Below are 19,560 nucleotides of genomic sequence, written 5' to 3'. Positions count from 1 at the left end.
CGCGGATGCTTTCTGCCGTCCATTTTCTCTCGTGGGACGAAATGCAAAACCTCGAGTGCATAGAGAGAAGCGAAGGTTCCTTACAAGCCTGTAGGGAACCGCCGCAGTGAAATAGTAGACAGGGACTGGAGAAGACGGGCATACTGCATGATCTCATTTTTCTTGTGAGGTCCTGCGCAAGGCGAGCCCTCACACGGATACCGCAAAACCGGGCGTGCGGAAGAGCGCCGTGTCCGCGGAAGAGAACTTATGCATTTCAGCCCATCTATCTCAGCCCCTCAAATCTCACATCCTGGAAGGCCTATCCTTCCCTCATCGTGAGCACAGTGCTTACATCTGCGCGCAGCAGCGACTCGATTTCGTCACGAGACTTCACACGAGCGCTGATAGTACGCTTCTCAGGATCCGGTTCGCTCACGTAGTAGAGTGCGGCATCGACCTCGTCTATAGAGACGCCTCGCAAAGTGGCATAAATCTCCCGATACATATCCACCTGAAGAAGCTTCGCATCTACTTCTGCATCCGATACAGGCCGGTGACCTGTCTTCCAGTCGATGACGGTGTAGCGAATCTCCCGGCCTCGAGCCGCTGCTGCTGCGGCCAGCGGAGAATCTGGCACTAAAGCTCCGGCGAAGACTGCATCGATAACGCCCACTACTGTGCGAGCAGGGCGCTCATCGGCATCGAGCCCTGATGGCGCATAGGCGAATGGAATCTCCGCACCTTCGCACACATCTGGATCAAATGGCGCAGACACAAAACGCTGCCTCCACTCTTCCATCTGCGTATCCTCGAAGGCATCAGAAAGCAGTACTTCACGTGCTTCTAAGCTCTCAGCCTTCAGGTAGCGCTCAGCAAAAGCATGGAACTGAGTACCTCGGTCTGCGGCACTTCCCTCACCTGCTCCGCGTGTCGAATCATACAAAGCTAGATTCGGCACTGGGCGCACTATAGCGCGTGAACGAATGTAGTCATCATCTCTGCCCTCTACGAGTTCACGCTGAACGCGCGTGACGGAGGTATGACGTTCAGACTCGATGCGCCGAGCACGCTCGAAAATACTCTCTCTCTGCTCGTGAGCAGAGGAACTGTGTGCCAGTCCGAGACTCACCGCAGTAGCCGCCGCACGCTCAGCGATCTCACGCAAAGAGCCAGCTTCACCCGTATCCGTCAGAGTCTCATCAGAAACCAAACGAGCCGTCTGCTGGAGAGGGGTGGAAAGGTGAGGATGAATTGACCGAGGATGCGCGAACTCAGCAGATGCCACAGCCGGCACTGCAGTCTCGGACGCGTCGAAAGCAGCCTGCACGGTAGCTGCCGCATACTCAGCAGCATCCTGGCCCGCGAAAACGCCTAAAGGTGAATCGTCTAAACTTTCCGTTTCCACACATACTGCACCTTCAAGCCCCTTCAGATAGGTATACGCCTCCTTCCAGAACGCGGATACCTGAGATGGTGCGACTTTCTGGCACTTAGAGTCAGCAGGTCGAGAAGCATCCGCAGGGGTGTACCGAACGGGCTCATAGGCATCCGTCAGAGGGTCGTTCTGCGCACACGATGACGTCATGAACACATCTCGGCGAGCGCGTGTGACAGCTACGTAAATGAGGCGTCGTTCTTCCTCGAGAATGACCTGAGCGCTTTCTTCGCGAAGACACATAGCATTCGGAAGCTCATCTTCGTCACACCGAAGATTCCCGTCGATAACGCGCTCGAGGGAACGAGCATCCGGAACGAAGTGCTCGAACTCGTCCTTATCCGCAGCAAACCCATACAAAGCGTCACTCTGGGCATGCACCGGATACGGAACCGCAGTAGACTCAGTCAGCCACGTACGAGCCGTAGCTACATACGAACCATCCGATTCATAACCTCCCTCCTTCGGATCCGGGTCTATGATTTTCAAGCTCGGCTTTCGGCCCGATGGGAAGGTATCTCCATTCATGGCCGGAATGATGACGCTATCCCACTCCAGGCCCTTCGAATGGTGTATGGTGCACAGGAGAACGTCCGCATGCGCTGAGCCGATGATGGTAGGATCTGTGACGCCATCTGCGCCAGACGTCTTCCCCCCATCCACCCAGGAGAGGAAGCCAGCCAGTGTAGGCTTCTGACCTTCGGCCAGCTCGGTAGTGTAGCTCTGCGCGAGGTCTATGAAGGAGTCCACGCTAGAAACCGGGAGAGCGTCACGCACGGTGGCAGCAGCTGCAGAAGCAGCCGCAGAGACTTCTCCACTCTTCTCAGCTTTCTCCCGCTGAGCACTCTGACGAACACTCTGACGAACACTCTGAACAGTTCTCGTCAGGCCATACGCCACAGCCACGTCCACATCAAGCCCGAGTGCACATCCAGCAGTGCGCAGGACAGATTCGAGACCGGATACGACTGCTGCATTCACACGGGCGAGAGCATCCCCACAGCGCATAATCTGAGCCAGTCCAGCCGCTGATATACGCCCACTCGTCAGGATTTTTTCTCGTGCAGGGCCGTCCATGAGCAGGACGTCTGCGAGGCTGATGACTGGCTGGATCTTCCAGGCGTCATCACTCTCTCGGCTCGGCGCTTCCATCCCCACGGTGTCGAGAAGTCGCTTCTGCACACGCTTATTATATGCTGTCACAGTATCCGAGAATGCTTGCAAGTCTGCCGCACTCAGACCGAAGCGTGTACTCGCGAGGAGGTTCAGAACGGATACCGAGTCGCTATGATCTGCCACTGCGCGCAGCGTATGCAGCAGGTCTTTCGCATCCGGCCGCTCAAGCAGTGAGCTCACCCCATCCATCTGTACACGCAGCCCCGCCTTTTGAAGTGCTTCAGCATATTCAGCCATATGCATTTTCGTCCTGAGCAGTACAGCCACATACGGACCATCTTTTCTCGGTTTTCCGGCAGTTTCGCGCGCGGCATTTTCAGCTTTACTCTTCGCCACAGCCGCCTGAGCGTAGCGTACCACACCGTCGCGCTCCTGCTTCGCTGTGGCGTATGCCACTGCGGCCACGGACCCGGCTGCTGCTGGACGCGACTCAGTCTCATGAACACTGAGTTTTTTTACAGATACCTCGCCGAGCTTTATAGAACCTCGCCTTCCATATTTATCCACGTGTCCACGACGAAGTGGAGCTGTCAGCTCATTAGCCGTATCGAGTACGAGACGCGAATTACGCATAGACGCGCTCAGCGACAGCTCTTTCGCCAGAGGTACGTCCTTGAGGAATGTAGCGAAGGCTCCTGGAGCTGCTCCACGCCACGCATAAAGTGCCTGGTAGGGATCTCCCACAGCCGTCAGTGAAACGTTCTCTTCTCGCAGCGCTCCGCTAGGCGCGAAAAGCTGCACGATGAGGCTCGCCTGCACGCTCGAGGAATCCTGGTATTCGTCGAGGAAGACGTGCGAGAAACGCGCACGGTACTGCTCTCCTATCCACGGGAAGCGCTGGACGAGCTGCATGGTAGCTATGGTGAAGTCTGAGAACTGGGCCATACGCAGCTCGCGTTTCTGCGCGACGAATAGACGCACGAAACGCAAGTAGACCGAGCGCATTCGCGTGCTTTCGCGCAGCTCTATGAGGAAGTGCGCAAGGTAATCGCGCCCCTTATCATTCATCCATTTTTCGAAGCTTTTTACCGTTTTGCGTGCTGCTGCAGTCAGATCTTTTGCTTCTTTCCCAAAATCTGCCAATTCCCTCTCTTCTGGATATTCCTTCTTCACGATGGAATCCAGATGCGCGATGAAGCTCGCATCCCAGCTCTCCACACGGTCTATGGCCTCATCCATGGAGGTACACGTACCGTCGATAACGCTGGAGCCTATAGCTTCAGCAAGGTTCAGTACATTACTCGCAAAAGTAGAGAAGGTGCCGATGTCCTCGAGTCGTATCTTTTCACTCTCTTCATCATCGTCTGCCGCATTCGCCAGACCTACACGTTCTATCTCCTCATGAATAACATCACTCATGAGCTGGTACGCTCCGGCTTCGCTGAGTGGAGTAGCATTCGGGTCCACACCCACGAGCAAGCCATACTGGCGCACGATGCTCTGGAAGAAAGCATCATAGGTATAGACTTCTGGCTTCATGAAGGAAGTATCCACAGCCTCATCTGTGTCCCCCGCTTCAGCATCTCCATTCCCGGATGTAGCACGTTCCTTACTCACTGCAGCACTGACACGTGTAAGCAGCTCGGTAGCTGCTGCCTTCGTAAAAGTAAGGCCTAGTATCTTCTGCGGTTCTATACCCTCGCGGATGAGTTCTATGATGCGCTGGGTCATAGTAAACGTCTTACCTGAGCCTGCACCTGCTACGATGAGCATAGTCTGGTCGAGGCCAGCGTGAACGATGTCCGACTGTTCCTGTGTAAGGATGAGTTTCTGGTCTGCCATATTAAAGCCACTCCTCCATAACCGAGTTTTCTGCATTCGCGCATGCTGTGCAGATGTCCTTATACTTACAGTTTTTAGTATTATGCTCAGAATGAACCTCGTGCACAGTGATAGTCGGCGAGCGCAGTGCTGATGCTGCATAAAATACGCGCGCTATCATACTCAGCGCCCATAGGGTTCGGTCTGTATCCTGTGCTAAAAGTTCATCGGCTATCCGCTCATAGGCTTGTCTGCTTATACGATCGGTATCAACGAGTGCAGCTATCACATCTTGTTCAAAGGCCACCCCCTTCCAGAGCTTTGCTCTATGACGAGGGCACTGAGTGCGCGTCGCTGATGAAAACGCAAGGTGTCCATCTTCGAAAAGTGATGGCTGATACTTCATGAACCCTTCGCTATAAGAGAAAGCAGGAACATTTTCTTCCTTTACATCGAAAAGCACTGACATAGGTATATCTGGCGCCGTAGCGAGAAGTGCTGCACGCTCTTCTTCCGTATCATGCGCGCCACGCGACTTGTCAAAGACAAGTCCCAGTTGGTAGCACACGAGCTGCAGATTCGTGAATTGCTGCGCAAACCCATGACCTTTTTCCCCTGTTTTAAAGTCCACAAGATAGAAGACATTTCCATGCTCTTCAACTCGGTCTATAAAACCGTGCAACTGGACCTGAATATCAGAAGAGAAACCGGACGGCATACCCCCTACAAGAAGTTCCATGAGTGTAACAAAATCTTTACGGTTCAATGCGGAACGATCTGGTATCGAGTTATAGGCATAACGGATATCCTCGAGCGTAATAATCGCATCAAATTCCTTCTCTGTTTGTACTCCAGTCAGAGGTAAATACTCTCGATGTTTCTTTATATCAGTCGCTAAATCCACCTCATGCGAGTGCACAAAGTAGTGTGCGATGTTCGAGAAGATTTCGCTGGCTTGGCGATCATTCGTCACTTCTTTCAGATATGTGTCCACTCCGTCGTCGAGAGATGGTTCAGTGCGAAGCTTCTCATACTGCTCGAGCATGAGATGAGCCACGTGAGCTTCCACAGCACCAGCAGACCCCAGCTCCTTCATACCAGACTCATAGACATCCTGCGAGTCCAGACGCTCCTCAGAGCTCGCCCACTCGGCGACATCGTGGATGAGCGTTCCGAAGGACGTAGCAGTAGTATTCCCCTGAGGGCCAGAGAACTTCTTGTCGAGTCGGAAGCAGATAGGGCACCCCCACATGCTTTCTACTGCGGATGGGGATAAGCGTACAGGGGCATTATCCTGAGCTTTTTCCTTCTCGTCAGGCTCTGTAGTAAAGTTCCACGTCTGAGGATCCGCATCTGTATATCCCTGCTCTCTCAGGTAGACGAGCGCTGCGAGCGCATCCCTCCCTCGCTCAGAGAGTTCCTCTCCCCCGAGAGCTACTTCTTCACTCAGGGTCACTCGCGCCTGGCGAATGACGTCAGACACGTTCGAGAGTCCCTCAGCCTCATCTGCATTCTCATCATCATGCAGATGAACTACAGGTACATCCGTAAACTCAGCATCAGACAGACTACTCACCCGTTCGAAGACTTCTGGCATAAAAGTAAAGAGGAAGTCCGATGGCGCGTTTTCATCATCCCAGACAGCACTACAGTGGACGCGTTCACTCGCTCTCGTCATAGCCACAAGGAAGCTGCGCTTTTCTGCATGAAGTACATCGAGCATATGGTCACGCGGCCCTTTCGCACTGCTACCTGTCAGCATGAGATCTGCGAGGTCATCAGCACCGAACATGGTGTTTCGCACAGCGAGGTTCGGCCATGTCCCCTGCTGAAGTCCAGGCATCCAGACTTCTGCCCATGCACGTCCTGCAGTGGATGCTGGAGTCGTAATGGTCAGCGCTTCCTGGACTGGAGCGAGCTCAGCAAGCGAATCCGCAGCTATCTCGAGTCCCTGCACATGCCTCATAAACGCGGCGACATCCAGAACATTCGTCTTCTGATCTGCATAGTCGAAAAGACGCATGGCGCTATCCAGCCACGCATTATACGTCAGGCGCGCTGCGAAATCACTGAAGTCCAGAGCTTTGCTCTGCCACGTCTGTGCCACATCTGCTGCCTGCCACACATTCCAGAGCGTCATGATAGCGTCCGCTTCATTAGCAGCACTCGTACGAGCAGCGTCCACCATCCTCAGCATCCTCTCGAGCATCTGCATGTCCGGCGACTGCTGAGTATCCATGGCGTGAAGAAGGCTCAGAACCTCCTGCCTCGCTTCCTTACTACCCACGATAAGCAAAGCTTTGAGTGCACCTGAATCCATGCCACGGTCAGCTCCCCACTCATGACATATCGTGTCCCACTCTTCAGCAAGTTTTTCGAAAGCTTCCGGATTTTGTGCTACAGCCTGCTTGCTCTGGTATGCATGGACGACGTTTTCCACGGCATGCAGGAGTGCATCGATATGGCGGTCATTCATCTGATGATGAGGGCCTGCTTTCGCATAACTACGCCCGAATGGACTCGCAGCAAACTCGTGAATAAGAAGTGAAATGCGGCGTATGCTAGCCTCAAGCCCCTCATCCTGAACGCTCATCCGCCCGAGCTCTATGGGAGCAAAGAGACCCTGAACGACAGGATCTTCACTCAACGGTGTAGATACGTCGGAGAACTGAACTGGTATACCTTCCTGCTGTAGGCGCGCGCCGAGACTGCGTGCAGTCACATTATCGTGGACAATGATGGCCATATCATTCCAGCTACGGTTCTTTTCACCCCGCTCAGCCATAATTTGCCGCAGTAAGTACTCCGTCTCCTCCCGCTTCGAGTGGAAGAGATGACCGTCTGCAGACCCATCCAGAGCATGTGAAGTACGCACGAGAGAAGCATTCTCATCAGGGAACTTCTGCGCACGCTTCGGCAGTGGGATGTCCGTAGGATACTGTGCAGGAATGTTAAGAGCCACACGAGCTGCTATAGTTTCACGATAATTCAGATCTGCAGGATTACCATACCCACTTTCGAGGTCGAGTCTGGTAGCATGCAGATGAGCGAAATGCTCCGGAAGGAATCCCTCCTTCGACGTCACTTCAGTACCGCGTGATGCTTTATCCCATACGAAGTCCCCGAAAGCTCCACGGAAGCCGAGTACCGATTCATCCGGATTACCTAAGAGAACGAGTCGAGTTCCAGCCTTCTGCAGCTCACCTATGAGGAATGCCCCTGCTAGGGTGAGCTCCTGAGCATCATCCACGATGAGCAGTTTCGGAATGCTCCGCGTTATTCCCTCATCATCTCGCACGCTCAGTGCTGCCTCGCGCAGGAGTCGCGAAGCATCAAAGCGCGCTTCATCTGGATACAGCTTCCCTATCTCAGAAACATACTCTGCTCGCAGAGCATATGCCATGCGCAGCTGAAGAGCCAGATGCTCACTGTGATGCCGGCGCTGAGGATCCACTTCCCCCGTCTGCACCGCAGCGAGAATATCCTTTTCGAGAGTGTGTGAGGCTCCCAGTTCATTCATGCGCGCGAACATATCACGCAGCTGGAGAAGGAACACAGGCGTGATGTAGTTTTCGAAGAGGGAGAGCGTCGTAGAATCTTCCCCCGACCGAGTCCCCACAAAGTATTCCCGTAAGAGCATGCACGTTTCACACAGTTCACCCGTACGTGCGTGATGCGTATGCCGGTCGAAGATGGAATGCAGGACTGCTGTCTGCTCGGCACCATTCAGAAGGCGCGGTGCAGTCTTTCCCAGCAGCAGCTGGCGTTCCTGGAGAATGCGAAAAGCCACAGCACTGAGTGTGGTAGCTAAACGCCGCTGACCGGACACACGCAGCTCACGCAGAATGGTGCGGTTCGCCTCATCCGCTACCACCCTATTCGACACTGCGAGTGTCACGCACTCGGAACCAAACTTCCGCGCCCCTTCCACAGCCAGTGTGAGTGCGAGAGTGGTTTTCCCGCTGCGTGGTGCGCCGGTGATGAGAAAGCTTGCTTCCTCATTTTCAAGCGCTTCGAGAACCTGTTCCCGGACTGAGTTTACCGATGTCTTGTGCATCGTATCCTCCTTTTTCCTGCGACGATTTTTCTCGTCGCGACACACACCATCCTAGCAACTTGCTTTTGTCCTACGCTTATGCTATAGTATATATTTAGTGTATATAAAATCGGTTTTTCCTTGTAATTCCAAGGGTTGTAGCGCTACAAAGATTTTTCTTTATTTTTTCCGAGACACCACCACGCCGGCGTGTCGCATCTCCTCACGTGCCAGCTCGCCTCGATATCCGGATGCAGCTTCGCATTCGCTGTCCCCGCAACGTGGGCTGCACGTCCACGATAATCAGCGCGCGCATACGTCCTCCAGTATGACGACCGCGCTGGCCATACGTCCGTCATGACTGAGCGAGACGTGGATGCGCGGATTTTTTATACATTCTGTCAATTTCCCCTCAACCTCGCGCCCGAGCACGAGCGATGGTCGGTGACTATGATCACTGAGGATTTCTATGTGCGACCAGGGAAAATTATCCATAGTATACGGAGCCCCAGCAGAGCCCAGAGCGTGCGACCAGGCCTTCACAAACGCTTCCTTCCCCGCCCAGCGCACAGCCAGATGCTCCGCATACTCGCCGGACTCGCGCGCACGGCACTGCGCCTTTTCTCGTGCAGAAAAAAGCGCCTCAAAGCGTGTACCCGTGACCGCCAGCTGCTGAGCAAAAAGAGGAATATCCACGACGTCATGCCCCATACCCGCTATGTACGGAATATTCTGTATATCCATACGAATACTCTAGCGTAACCGCAAAAACTACGCGACACATCAGTCATCAGACGACACATCGCGCTATGATAGACAGTGCATATACCTGATACCAAAGGAGGCATAATGGTCTACCGCATGATATTTAACCAGGAATCGTACTTCGGACGTGGAGCTGTCCAGAACATTCCAGCAGTGGCGAAGGCGCACGGCTTCACGAAGGCGTTCATCGTCACAGACCCTACTCTCGCAGACCCGGCAGTAGGCACAGTGGAGCGCATCACGAAGATTCTCGACGAGGAAGAACTTCCGTATGAGGTCTTTACGAATGTGAAGCCAAACCCGCCTGTGGAGAACGTGCTCGACGGCGTGGAGAAGTTTAAGGAGTCGGGAGCGGACTTCCTCATCGGCCTGGGTGGCGGCTCGCCACAGGATACGTGTAAGGGAATCGGCATCATCGTGACGAATCCTGAGTTTGGCGACGTGCTCAGCCTCGAAGGCGTAGCGGATACAAAGAATCCATCCGTGCCTATCTTCGGCGTGCCGACTACGGCAGGCACCGCTTCGGAGACCACGATTAACTATGTCATCACGGACACAGCGAACCAGCGCAAGTTCGTGGCTGTGGACCCGCACGATATTCCTGTAGTAGCTTTCGTAGATCCAGACCTTATGGACGGCATGCCACGCGCACTGAAGGTGGCTACCGGCCTGGACGCTCTCACACATGCCATCGAAGGCTTCATCACACCTGGTGGCTGGGAGCTTTCGGACGCTCTGAGCCTCAAAGCCATAGAGATGATAGCGCAGAATCTCGCGAAGTCTGCCGAAGGTGACGTGCCAGCTGGCGAGAACATGGCCTACGCTTCATACATTACCGGCATGGCATACTCGAACGTGGGTCTGGGACTCGTACACGGCATGGCTCACCCTCTCGGCGGCCGCCTCGATGTGCCTCACGGCGTGGCGAATGGCATTCTGCTCGCACCTGTGATGGAGTATAACAAGGAGTACACGGGCGAAAAGTACCGCGACATCGCTCATGCGTTCGGCGTGGAGGACGCATACACGGGGGCGCTCGACGTGGTGCGCGACGAGGCTGTGCAGGCTGTGCGTGACCTGACCGCCACCCTCGGAAATCCTACGACCATCTCGGAAGTGGGCGCTACTGAGGCTGACCTCGAGCTTCTCGCGCGCGACGCTTTCGCAGATGTGTGCACGCCGGGAAATCCTCGTCCTGCTACTGAGGCGGATATTCTGGGGATGTATACGGCGCTGATGTAAAGTACGTTTTCAGATACTGCTATACTACGATATAGAAAAGTCCATTCTCGAACAGTCACCCGCCGGTGCGCGTGCCGTCTCACGAAGAGACGGCTAGAGAATGGACTTTTCTGTTTTGAGTGCGAGAGGGGAAGCGCACACGCGAGCTTCCCCTCTCACTTTTTGTCAATTTTTCCTCTGCCTTACGCGCGGCTCTTTCGAACGGTGAGCGCTATGCCTGCGGCTGTAGCCAGCAGGACCATGAGAGAGATGAATTGGATGTCCGTACCCGTGCGAGCCAGAGTGGAGACGCGGGTCTTCTGCGTGCCAGCCGGGCGAGTCTCAGCCCATGACTTCGGCTCATCCTTCGGCTGCGTCCGAATCTGTGCCTGTGGCTGGTCTGGCGTCTTTTCATACTCCACAGCAACCCTCAGAGCACTCGCCTCATCACCCGTCACCGTAAGCTCGGCAGCCCCCTGAGAAAGCGGCGTATACCCCGAGATAGTCAGAGCCGCTACAGCTGGCAGATCACCCGTCGACCAGGTACCAGAAGTCACGACCTCACCCGTGACGAGATTCACCGTATTCTCACGAGTCAGCTCTACCCTCTGCTCCACAGGATTACCAAGCTGGTCGCCCGTCTCCTTCGCGATGAAGGTCACCTCACGCGTCACCGTCTTCGACTCCTTCACCGTACCCGTGCCCTGAGGGTAGGAGACAGTCACAGGATTATCGCTCGCAGTGTCCCCGTTCACGTGGAGGGCAGCTACCTCCTTCACACTCGCAGCAGCATACTTCGCAAAGACTGGAGACTCGACAGCAGCGAGCGGCTCCGTCGACCACTTGCCTGGAGTCACCTGGCCGGTCACTTCATCGCGCACATTCGTACGCTTCAGCGTCACCTTCTGAGACACATTCTGCTTCTCATCGATAGACTTACCCGTTACCGCATCCACATACCTGATAGTACGGGTCACATCACGAGTCTCGTCTACTGGAGTCTTCACGTGATCATACTGAATGGTCACAGCGTCTGCATCTGCTGGATTTGTATCCAGAACACGCACAGCTGACACGCGCTTCACACTCGGATTCGTATAGTTCTTCACTTCTGGAGCATCCACAGCTGGGAAACTACGATCAGCATCAGTTACCGTCGACCATGCGCCTTCAGACAGAACACCCGTCGTAGCGTTGACCGTGTCGGTGCGCTGCCAGTTCACAGACTGCGTCGTATCCTCATGTATCTGCTTGCTCGTGTTTTCTGCGTCTACGTAGTGAATCACACGCTTGATCGTTTTCTTCTCCACGTTACCCACTGCTACCACGCGCTCTACAGGATCCTTACTACGCGACGTCGAATCCTTCGCTTCGATGCGACCCTGAGCATTCAGCGAATACGAAGTCGTTATCGTGTCTTCCCCGTTCACACCAGCTGTACGCTCCACCTGCTTCGCATAGTCGACAGATGGGTCAGCGACATAGCGAGTACCAAACGCTACAGGCTTCGTCGACTTCACATCCACAGGAACATACACGTATTCCACGACCACCGGGTCAGCAGACGAGATAGTCCCCTTCGCATTATCCGGAGTGACAGCAAGCTTAAAACCATCCACATCGAGCGCAGATGTCTCATACGAGTCACCCACATTCTTCTCCAGCTTCTGGCTCTGAACCGTACGGCGAGCATCCTGCGCATCGACCGTCACATAACGCACAGTGATATCAGCAGGAACCACCAGAGCACGCACACGACGAGACACCATCAGAGATGCACCATCTTCCACATCAGAAATCTGTGCAGGCGCAGGATCGGTAGACTCCCACGCATAGCCTTGCGGAGCAGACACTGGAGCCTGCATCGTCAGAGTACAGTCGCTATGCTTCCACACGTTCACAGTCTTGCTTGCCTCACTCTGTCCTTTCTTCACGCGAAGCGTGACAGGTACATCATCCTGAGTCGCGCACGAGAGCACACCAGTGAACTCCACATCAGCTGGAGCACCCTGAGCAGACAGTCCTTCGATACGCTGAGTCAGCGTCACAGGTACCTTCTCATTCGCATAGCTTATGGTCGCCTGAGAGGAGTTCGTTCCGGTCGTGTCTCCTTCGGACACGGTACTCGTGGTAAATGCTCCAGAGTCCACCGTCGTCGGAACTACACCAGACTTACCCACCAGCGACACTTCCAGCGCACCAGCAGCCGCCAGGCGTGGCACTGTACCTGTAATCAGCTTCTTAGCTGCATCCCACTTCAGGTCCGTAGGGCACACAGCGTCGCCCGAGACGACACGGCATGATGGCTGAGCATCTGCACTTGCGACGAAAGTGCGAGCTGGAGTCTGCACCTGCACAGCCACATTTTCAGCCGTTCCCACACTATTTGATATGCGGGAAACCACCGTCAGGTTCGTGTCTGGATCCGTCTGAGATACGCTACGACCATCACGCAGAAGATTAGTCTGCGAGGAGACATCGTTACAGGAAATCGTCGATGAGATATCGTCATTACCCCTGTACTCCGTGGCATTTCTCGTGTTATCCGGCATTTGGGTAAACGTGATTAACTTCATGGGGTATGATCCATTAGCGGGGCAGTCTACAGTTACCACTGCTTTAGTCGTAAAGACCAGAGCTGAATGGGCAGCTATATCTATGCTTTGCTCAGTACCAGACCGTGTCGGATATACCATCTCGTAGTACTTATGCTCCCAGTACCCTGTACCATTTTTTAACGGATAACCACTAGGGCATACTGCATTACCTTCAGTGGTACACGTAGTGACGTAATCAGCACTATATTTCGCGACGAGACTCAAGTATTTAGCTATCTTTATCCCGTTGACAGCAGTATCTCCATGATTCTCATAGCGCACGACATAGGTATGCTCTTTACCCGAGTAGACTGGCTGAGAATCGGTAGACTTTACGACACGGATATCAGTATTAGCGACTGTGCATCGAGTACCCAGTACATCGACATTCCGGTCTTTATACTCTGGTACTTCCTCTTTTACTGTGAGGGCTACACCCTTCTGTGATAACTCCTGATAATAGAAACCAAAGCCTGTAAATTTTGCTGGAATGCAGGAGCCAAAGTCAGCATCGAATTCGATAGTAAAGGCAAGCTTACCATGCACCGGTAAGTTCATAGACGAATCCGGAGAAACAAAGTCGAAGATACCTCCTGGTAATCCTCTCCAGTCCGACATACTGCGGGTCTTTCCATCTGCAGTCTCTGGACAGACTGCTCCGCCCTCTCCCACGCAGGAAAGTGAGTACTGCGCTCCAGGAGCAAAAGTCACATTAGAAGGACCATCTACACTTATCGGAAAACGTAAATTAGGGAGATCCACACCCTCGTCATTCGTCAGAGAAAAAGTATAGCGAACCTTATCTCCGCTATTTACAGGGGTTTTCACGGGATCCATATGTAAGGTCACCGTGGCTTTATCAGACAGAATCGTCGAGGCCCCTACGATGGCACCCTCTACCTTTTTCTCCATAAGAGTACTTGTTAATAATCCAGCTTTAAATGTCACTGGCACAGAAAGCTGTTCAGCTTCTTTCTCCGATGCGGTAGTCTGCATCTCGTAGCTGAACTCGTAAGTCAGAGAGTCACCTGAAGGAATGGAGACATTACTATCATATAGCTTAACTCTGTTTTCCATATTATGAGCCAGACCGTTTAGTTCAGACTCTGACACACACTGAGCCTTACCCGTAGGAGTACAGGAGAAGTTCTTTCGCAGGACCTTTACGCTTACATTACTATCGCGGCTGCGAGAAACGCCGAACTCTAAGCCAGCCGTAGCCTCAGCATCGACGATAGTGGCAGGACCACGATTCGTATAGGTTACTGTATAGCGACGGATTTCACCCGACTGAGTCTGCTCTTTATCCTGATGGACGTCGATGCTGACATCTGACTTCGTGTCTAAACTTACTTGCTGCTGTGCAGTATTACTCGATGGCTCCGAGTCTGTATCTCCGGCCTGTGGCTGTATGCTAACATCTACTGACCCTGACGGCATGAACGGATAGCGGCCCGTTACCTTATACACGAGAGTAGAATTCGCCGGAAGGTTTACAGTCGCACGAGCAGCCTTGTTATATACAGACGAAAGACCATTGAGATGATCGTCCTCTGCCGTAAGCTGTATCGTCGCAGGACCTTCAGCACCACCCTCGGCACTGACCTGCTCGATGTGCACAGCGCTAAACCGGTCTTTAAACTGCAGAGAGAAAGCTGCATTCTGCGCAGGCGCAGACGAAATATTACGCAGGATGACTCGCGCTTCGAAGTCGCTTCCTGCAGGCGCGCTCGACTGCAGGCCTTCCAGAGTAGCCGTCAGGTCCACAGTCTGACCTTCTGCACGCGCGACCGGAAGAATACCTGACACACAGGTCATTACCATAGCCACTACAGCCACGAGCGCCACGACTATCCCGCGTACGCCACTGGCGGAAGTGCCTCTTCTTAGAGCACTCATTTGCTCCCACTCCTTCTCAAAAAAAGCATATGCTTCGCTAAGCCCCACCACAGGCATACTTCTACCCGGGCGAGGTTCTGTTATACGAATATGAGTTATGTAATACCCGAGAAAATTGGGAACACCAGAAAGAAAAAAGCAGAAACGCGCGACGCCCTCTGCACTTTTCTCTAAAAGTGCACTCTCTCGAGTAGTGTCCACTATCTTCCGCCTTCGTGGACACAGCCTATATTACCCCCCCCCCCGCGGTCACATGCAGCACGTTTCGGCGTACTGTGTGCAAGCTCACACTCGATATATACGACGAGAGGGGAAGCACGCGTAAGGCGCTTCCCCTCTTGCCTATGTCAATTTTTCTTATTCCTTCGTATGTTCTCTCATCTTCATTTGGAGCGTGACTCCTGTCGCGGCCAGAAGGAGAATCATGACGAAACCAGTCGCGACGTTCACGCCTGTCTTCGCTAGTACTGGCTTCTTCTGAGGAGTGTCCGTCTTCACGGTCGGGACCTGAGTTACAGGCTCAGCTACAGGCGTATACTCGACTGTCACCTCTGTATCTTTTATCGCCTTCGCCTCTGGCACACTCTCGAGAGATGCCGTGTATCCATCGAGTGTCTCCACCGATAGCTTCGCGAACATGCCTTCAGACCAAACACCCTCCGACACTTCGCTCGTGGCCAGATCCTTCTCATTCACACGACTCAATTCCGCGGTCTGCACCACGTCATCCTTCAGCTTCTTGCCCGAAAGCTTATCGCGGAAGTGGATACGACGGGTGAGAGTCTTCGACTCTGCCACACTCTCATGCACATGATCAAACTCCACCGTCACCTCGAGATCCTCAGTAGCCTTGATTTCTGGAACCTCTGCCACGCTCGCCGTATAATTCACAATCGGATCTACAGTAAGCTTCGCGAACACACCCTCAGACCAGGCGCCCTCACTCACCTCGCTCGTAGCGAGATCCTTCTCATTCACGCGAGTCAGCTCCACAGTCTGAAGAGCATCATCCCTCAGCTTCTTACCCGTGAGCTTATCCACGAAATGGACACGACGCGTATGAGACTGCTTCTGCTCGACACTGACCACAGCATGATCAAACCAGACCGTAAACTCAGTATCCTCCGTCGCCGAAGAATCAGACAAGCCAGGCACATCCGCAATCGAACGCACATACCGCTCACTCGACGGAACACGCACCACAGGCCACACACCCGTCGACCACGAATCCCCCTCAAGCGCACCCGACTGAGCATTCACTCGAGCAGAATGCGTCAACTCCACCGAATCCTTCTGATCAGGCGCTACACTATCATTCGTCGCCCGATCACGGAAATGCACGATACGCATCACCCGCTTCATCTCGCGGTTCCCCACACCCACGACACGAGTCACCGGACGAGAAACCGTACGCTGCGCACTCGTCGACACGAGCTTTCCAGACTGTCGGTCAAACGCATACGAGGTCACTTTCTCAGACTGACCCTGCTGGCCCTCAGTCTTCACCTTCTGCACACCATATGCGAGGCTCGCATCCGGCTCATAGCGCGTCTCGAACTCTAGAGGCGACTGCTCAGTCGAATCCTTCGGAATATAATAGAACACCACACTCACAGAATCAGAGGGCACAGTTCCTTTCGCATTATCTGGCATAAATGCCAACCTATAGCCCTCAGGAACCTTCCCCTCATCCAAAGGCTTAGCCTCATACGAGTCACCCACATGAGTATCCAGCTTCACCGGATCGACAATATCAGACTGAGTATTATCCGCCTTCACCTGCACAAAGCGAGCAGACACATCACCAGCAGTCCACCCATACTCCACAGGAACATGAGCCGTATTATCCGTCGTATCCACATCACCCAATGCACTAATACTCGCAGTCAAATCATACGAGGCTTTCGGAAGATCCTTATCCGCCACCGCGACCAGCGACACATCCAGGCTTCCACCAATAGGTAAGAACGGAACACTACCCGTCATCGTTCCCTTATCAGCATCCCACTGCCAGTCAGACGGACACTGCGCACCACTATGTGCAACACACTGCGGCTTCACAGCAGGATCCTTCACACTCAACCCAGCAGTCGGAACTGTCAACGACAACGGCGCATTACGCACAAAACCAGCCGAATTACGCACCGTCGACGACAGTGTCACATCTTCACCACGCTTCGGAGAACGAGTCGAGGCAGAAGCAGAAATGGATGGAGAATTACAGATAAACGTAGTCTTTTTTTCTCCCGGTGTGTTATATGACTCATACCATTTATTCCACACGACATTACTCGTATATGTATCCACCTGTCCATCTGCGCGACATGGCGCTGAGATAGTACGCTTTATCGTGAAAACAAGCTTAGAATGTGCTGGCATAGCGAGCTTATTACCATCATTCCAGTCTAGAATCATACCTTGGTAATGATAATCGTAAACATCCGATTTCCTCAGATATGCGTTATAAATGTTATTCCCCGAAACGGTCTTTTCAGCGAATGGGCAGTGTGCCCCATTCACGCTCGTACACGAAATCTCGGCAGAATACGAATCTAAGATATCTGAAGATACAAACTTCTGCCCACTTTCTATATCTGCAGGAGAGTCTGTAGCATTTTCGTATTCGACAGTATATACCATAGGTTGTCCGAGAATAGGAAGAGAATCTGTAGCAGCAGTAGACTTAACTGTTATTTTAGGAGCAGGACAACTGTCCGCATCAAAGTACCCGAACATTTTATTATCGTATTCATGCCCCGGCTGCCTATGGTAATCAAAGCTACGTGGACCGCCCAGTTCAAAAGACGTATCTGTATGCCAGTCATAGAACGCCGAGTCAAGTGCAGCCTCGTATCCTACCCACTGAACTCCACACGGATAATTCATAGTGATAGCCACCGAAAGTACGATGCTACTATGAGCAGGAAGATTTACAGAATAGTTGCTTTTCTTTCCAAAAAGACTAATTCCCTTATGCTCCTGAAGATCTGCATTCAAATTTTCTGCTGGAATAGGCCTATCCGTATTATCTACCCACTCAGGGCATTTAGCAGTACCTGTACTGTTTTTACATGTTATGCGGTAATGCGAGTCATTTCTGTAGGTAGTCGATGAAACATAAAGCTGATCAGAAACAGGTAAGTCAGTATAGTCTCTATCGCTTTTATTTGTGAAAGTCACTTCATATTCGTGAGTGTTCCCAGATTCTCCAGACGGGATGTGCATATTCGGAGTACTTCTTTTTGCTGATACATCCACATCTTGATTCGGAATGCAGGAGGAACTCTTATCTATGGTGGTCGTTACTTCACCATGAATCACCCGTGATAACTGTTCTTCGATAGTTCCATTCTCATACCCGTTATCATCTCCCAGTCCCGGACCTATTTCATCATCAAATGGCGCTATAAGCTTTACTTTCACAGCATCATGCGGATACCCACAATCAATAGCAATTCTGCTTGTTACATTAAACGTTACAGAAGAATGAGGAGCAAGGGATATGCCCTGACTGATTACTATTCTATCTTCACGTCCCGCTCCAGGATCAAAGTAAGAATCCCAGTGTGGCATATATAACCCATTACCATCTAACACACCAAAATTTGCACCATATGTGCTCTCATATACTCCGCATTTTGCTGCACCTGTAGTGGTACAAGTACGAGTAATACGCATACTTCCACCAAGTGCATCCGTTGAACCATCCACTAAGAAATACGCTTGCACTGGTACTGACGTATACGACTCTTCACCATCGTTCGTATATGTAATCGCATACTTATTAGTGGAACCAGAAGCTACAGTAGAATTCGACTGTGTAATTTTGACAGAAACGTTTTTTGAAGATGTTAGAACACTATCCGCAGTGTCTGTATTATCAGAAATATTCGCATCAGTTTGACTAGAATTTGGATTAACCGTAGCTGTAATGTGTACTTGGTACGAGTTGCCTTCATAATTAGTATTATTGATTTGTGCTGGATAATTTCCATAGAGTGTAAAAACTATCTTTTTCCAGCAGGTAAGGTGAAACGTGCTGAAGGAGTATCGGGAATATAATAAGGCCTTTCCAATTCCTGCGGATTTTCGACATTATCGACATAGGAAACTCCATCATCGACATACGTATTCGCCATCCGTATATTCGAAAATTCTGCTAGCCGAGCTTCGCTCTGAATTTTCAATTTTAACTCAGCATTTTCAGCTTTTTCAGTACCTTTATTTTCTATAGTTATCTCGCGAGTAAATTCAACACCCATGAGTGCAGTATCTTGTTTCTGTATTTGTACGGAAAGATCCACACCAGTAGAACGTTCTTCTGTCCCCTCAGCAGCATGTGCCACCTCAGGACTCAAGCTCGGTACCGCACTTGAAATTGGACCAGACACCAGGCCCACTCCTAAAGTAGCCACTGCAGACATGACTGCAAGCGCCCTTCTATACATTCGAGTATGGCTACGCCATCCCCCAGATACACTCCTCCACAGGTTTCCATCTACGCGCTTCATAGTATCTTTCTCCTCATCGCGTTTATGTACTATAAAGTCTCTTCCGCCTCTGGTTAGTCATTCTACGAAGTTTCACCCCCCCCGCAACTCGAGGTCACTCGTGTCTCAGTAGGCTATGAAAACCCTGTATACGCGTAAAAATGGGGCTGGTAAAATCCCCATAGGAATCCTTACCAG

Annotated in this window: 7 protein-coding genes; 1 reads left to right on the top strand and 6 read right to left on the bottom strand. The window is 52.3% G+C overall.

The features are described 5' to 3' along the window. Positions 1-301: 301 nt before the first annotated feature. The 3 genes from ALMA_RS03525 to ALMA_RS03515 form a co-directional block, all read right to left on the bottom strand. Complete coding sequence (locus tag ALMA_RS03525) at positions 302-4,375, bottom strand: UvrD-helicase domain-containing protein (RefSeq protein ID WP_158520648.1); 4,074 nt, start codon at positions 4,373-4,375, stop codon at positions 302-304. A gap of 1 nt (position 4,376) precedes the next feature. Next, a complete protein-coding gene (locus ALMA_RS03520) occupies positions 4,377-8,411 on the bottom strand; it encodes a PD-(D/E)XK nuclease family protein (protein ID WP_094726636.1) in 4,035 nt (1,344 codons plus the stop codon). Between the two features lie 282 nt (positions 8,412-8,693). Further along, positions 8,694-9,134, bottom strand: coding sequence for a holo-ACP synthase (locus ALMA_RS03515; protein ID WP_244568849.1), 441 nt, complete (start codon positions 9,132-9,134; stop codon positions 8,694-8,696). A gap of 105 nt (positions 9,135-9,239) precedes the next feature. Between ALMA_RS03515 and fucO the strand changes: the two genes are divergently transcribed. Next, positions 9,240-10,397: a lactaldehyde reductase gene (gene fucO / locus ALMA_RS03510; protein ID WP_094726385.1), complete on the top strand. Its 1,158-nt coding sequence runs from the start codon at positions 9,240-9,242 to the stop codon at positions 10,395-10,397. 182 nt (positions 10,398-10,579) lie between these two features. Here fucO and ALMA_RS03505 read toward each other — a convergent pair whose 3' ends face one another. The 3 genes from ALMA_RS03505 to ALMA_RS08050 form a co-directional block, all read right to left on the bottom strand. Next, the gene (locus ALMA_RS03505) at positions 10,580-14,872 is read right to left on the bottom strand and encodes a mucin-binding protein (protein WP_158520647.1); all 4,293 of its coding nucleotides are present in this window, start codon (positions 14,870-14,872) and stop codon (positions 10,580-10,582) included. Positions 14,873-15,229: 357 nt separating this feature from the next. Further along, a complete protein-coding gene (locus tag ALMA_RS03500; protein ID WP_158520646.1) occupies positions 15,230-18,445 on the bottom strand; it encodes a mucin-binding protein in 3,216 nt (1,071 codons plus the stop codon). A 434-nt stretch (positions 18,446-18,879) separates the two neighbouring features. Continuing rightward, entirely contained in the window at positions 18,880-19,383 is a 504-nt protein-coding gene (locus tag ALMA_RS08050) for a hypothetical protein (RefSeq protein ID WP_148140245.1), read from the bottom strand. Positions 19,384-19,560: the final 177 nt, after the last annotated feature.

The organism is Alloscardovia macacae (assembly GCF_002259705.1).
Taxonomy (GTDB): Bacteria; Actinomycetota; Actinomycetes; order Actinomycetales; family Bifidobacteriaceae; genus Alloscardovia; species Alloscardovia macacae.
This window is presented reverse-complemented; position numbering and strand designations above follow the sequence as displayed.

Bases quoted from the DNA above. Each gene is read 5' to 3' on its own strand.
- ALMA_RS03525 (WP_158520648.1), bottom strand. From the start codon at position 4,375: ATGGCAGACCAGAAACTCATCCTTACACAGGAACAGTCGGACATCGTT.
- ALMA_RS03520 (WP_094726636.1), bottom strand. From the start codon at position 8,411: ATGCACAAGACATCGGTAAACTCAGTCCGGGAACAGGTTCTCGAAGCG.
- ALMA_RS03515 (WP_244568849.1), bottom strand. From the start codon at position 9,134: ATGGATATACAGAATATTCCGTACATAGCGGGTATGGGGCATGACGTC.
- fucO (WP_094726385.1), top strand. From the start codon at position 9,240: ATGGTCTACCGCATGATATTTAACCAGGAATCGTACTTCGGACGTGGA.
- ALMA_RS03505 (WP_158520647.1), bottom strand. From the start codon at position 14,872: ATGAGTGCTCTAAGAAGAGGCACTTCCGCCAGTGGCGTACGCGGGATA.
- ALMA_RS03500 (WP_158520646.1), bottom strand. From the start codon at position 18,445: ATGCCACACTGGGATTCTTACTTTGATCCTGGAGCGGGACGTGAAGAT.
- ALMA_RS08050 (WP_148140245.1), bottom strand. From the start codon at position 19,383: ATGAAGCGCGTAGATGGAAACCTGTGGAGGAGTGTATCTGGGGGATGG.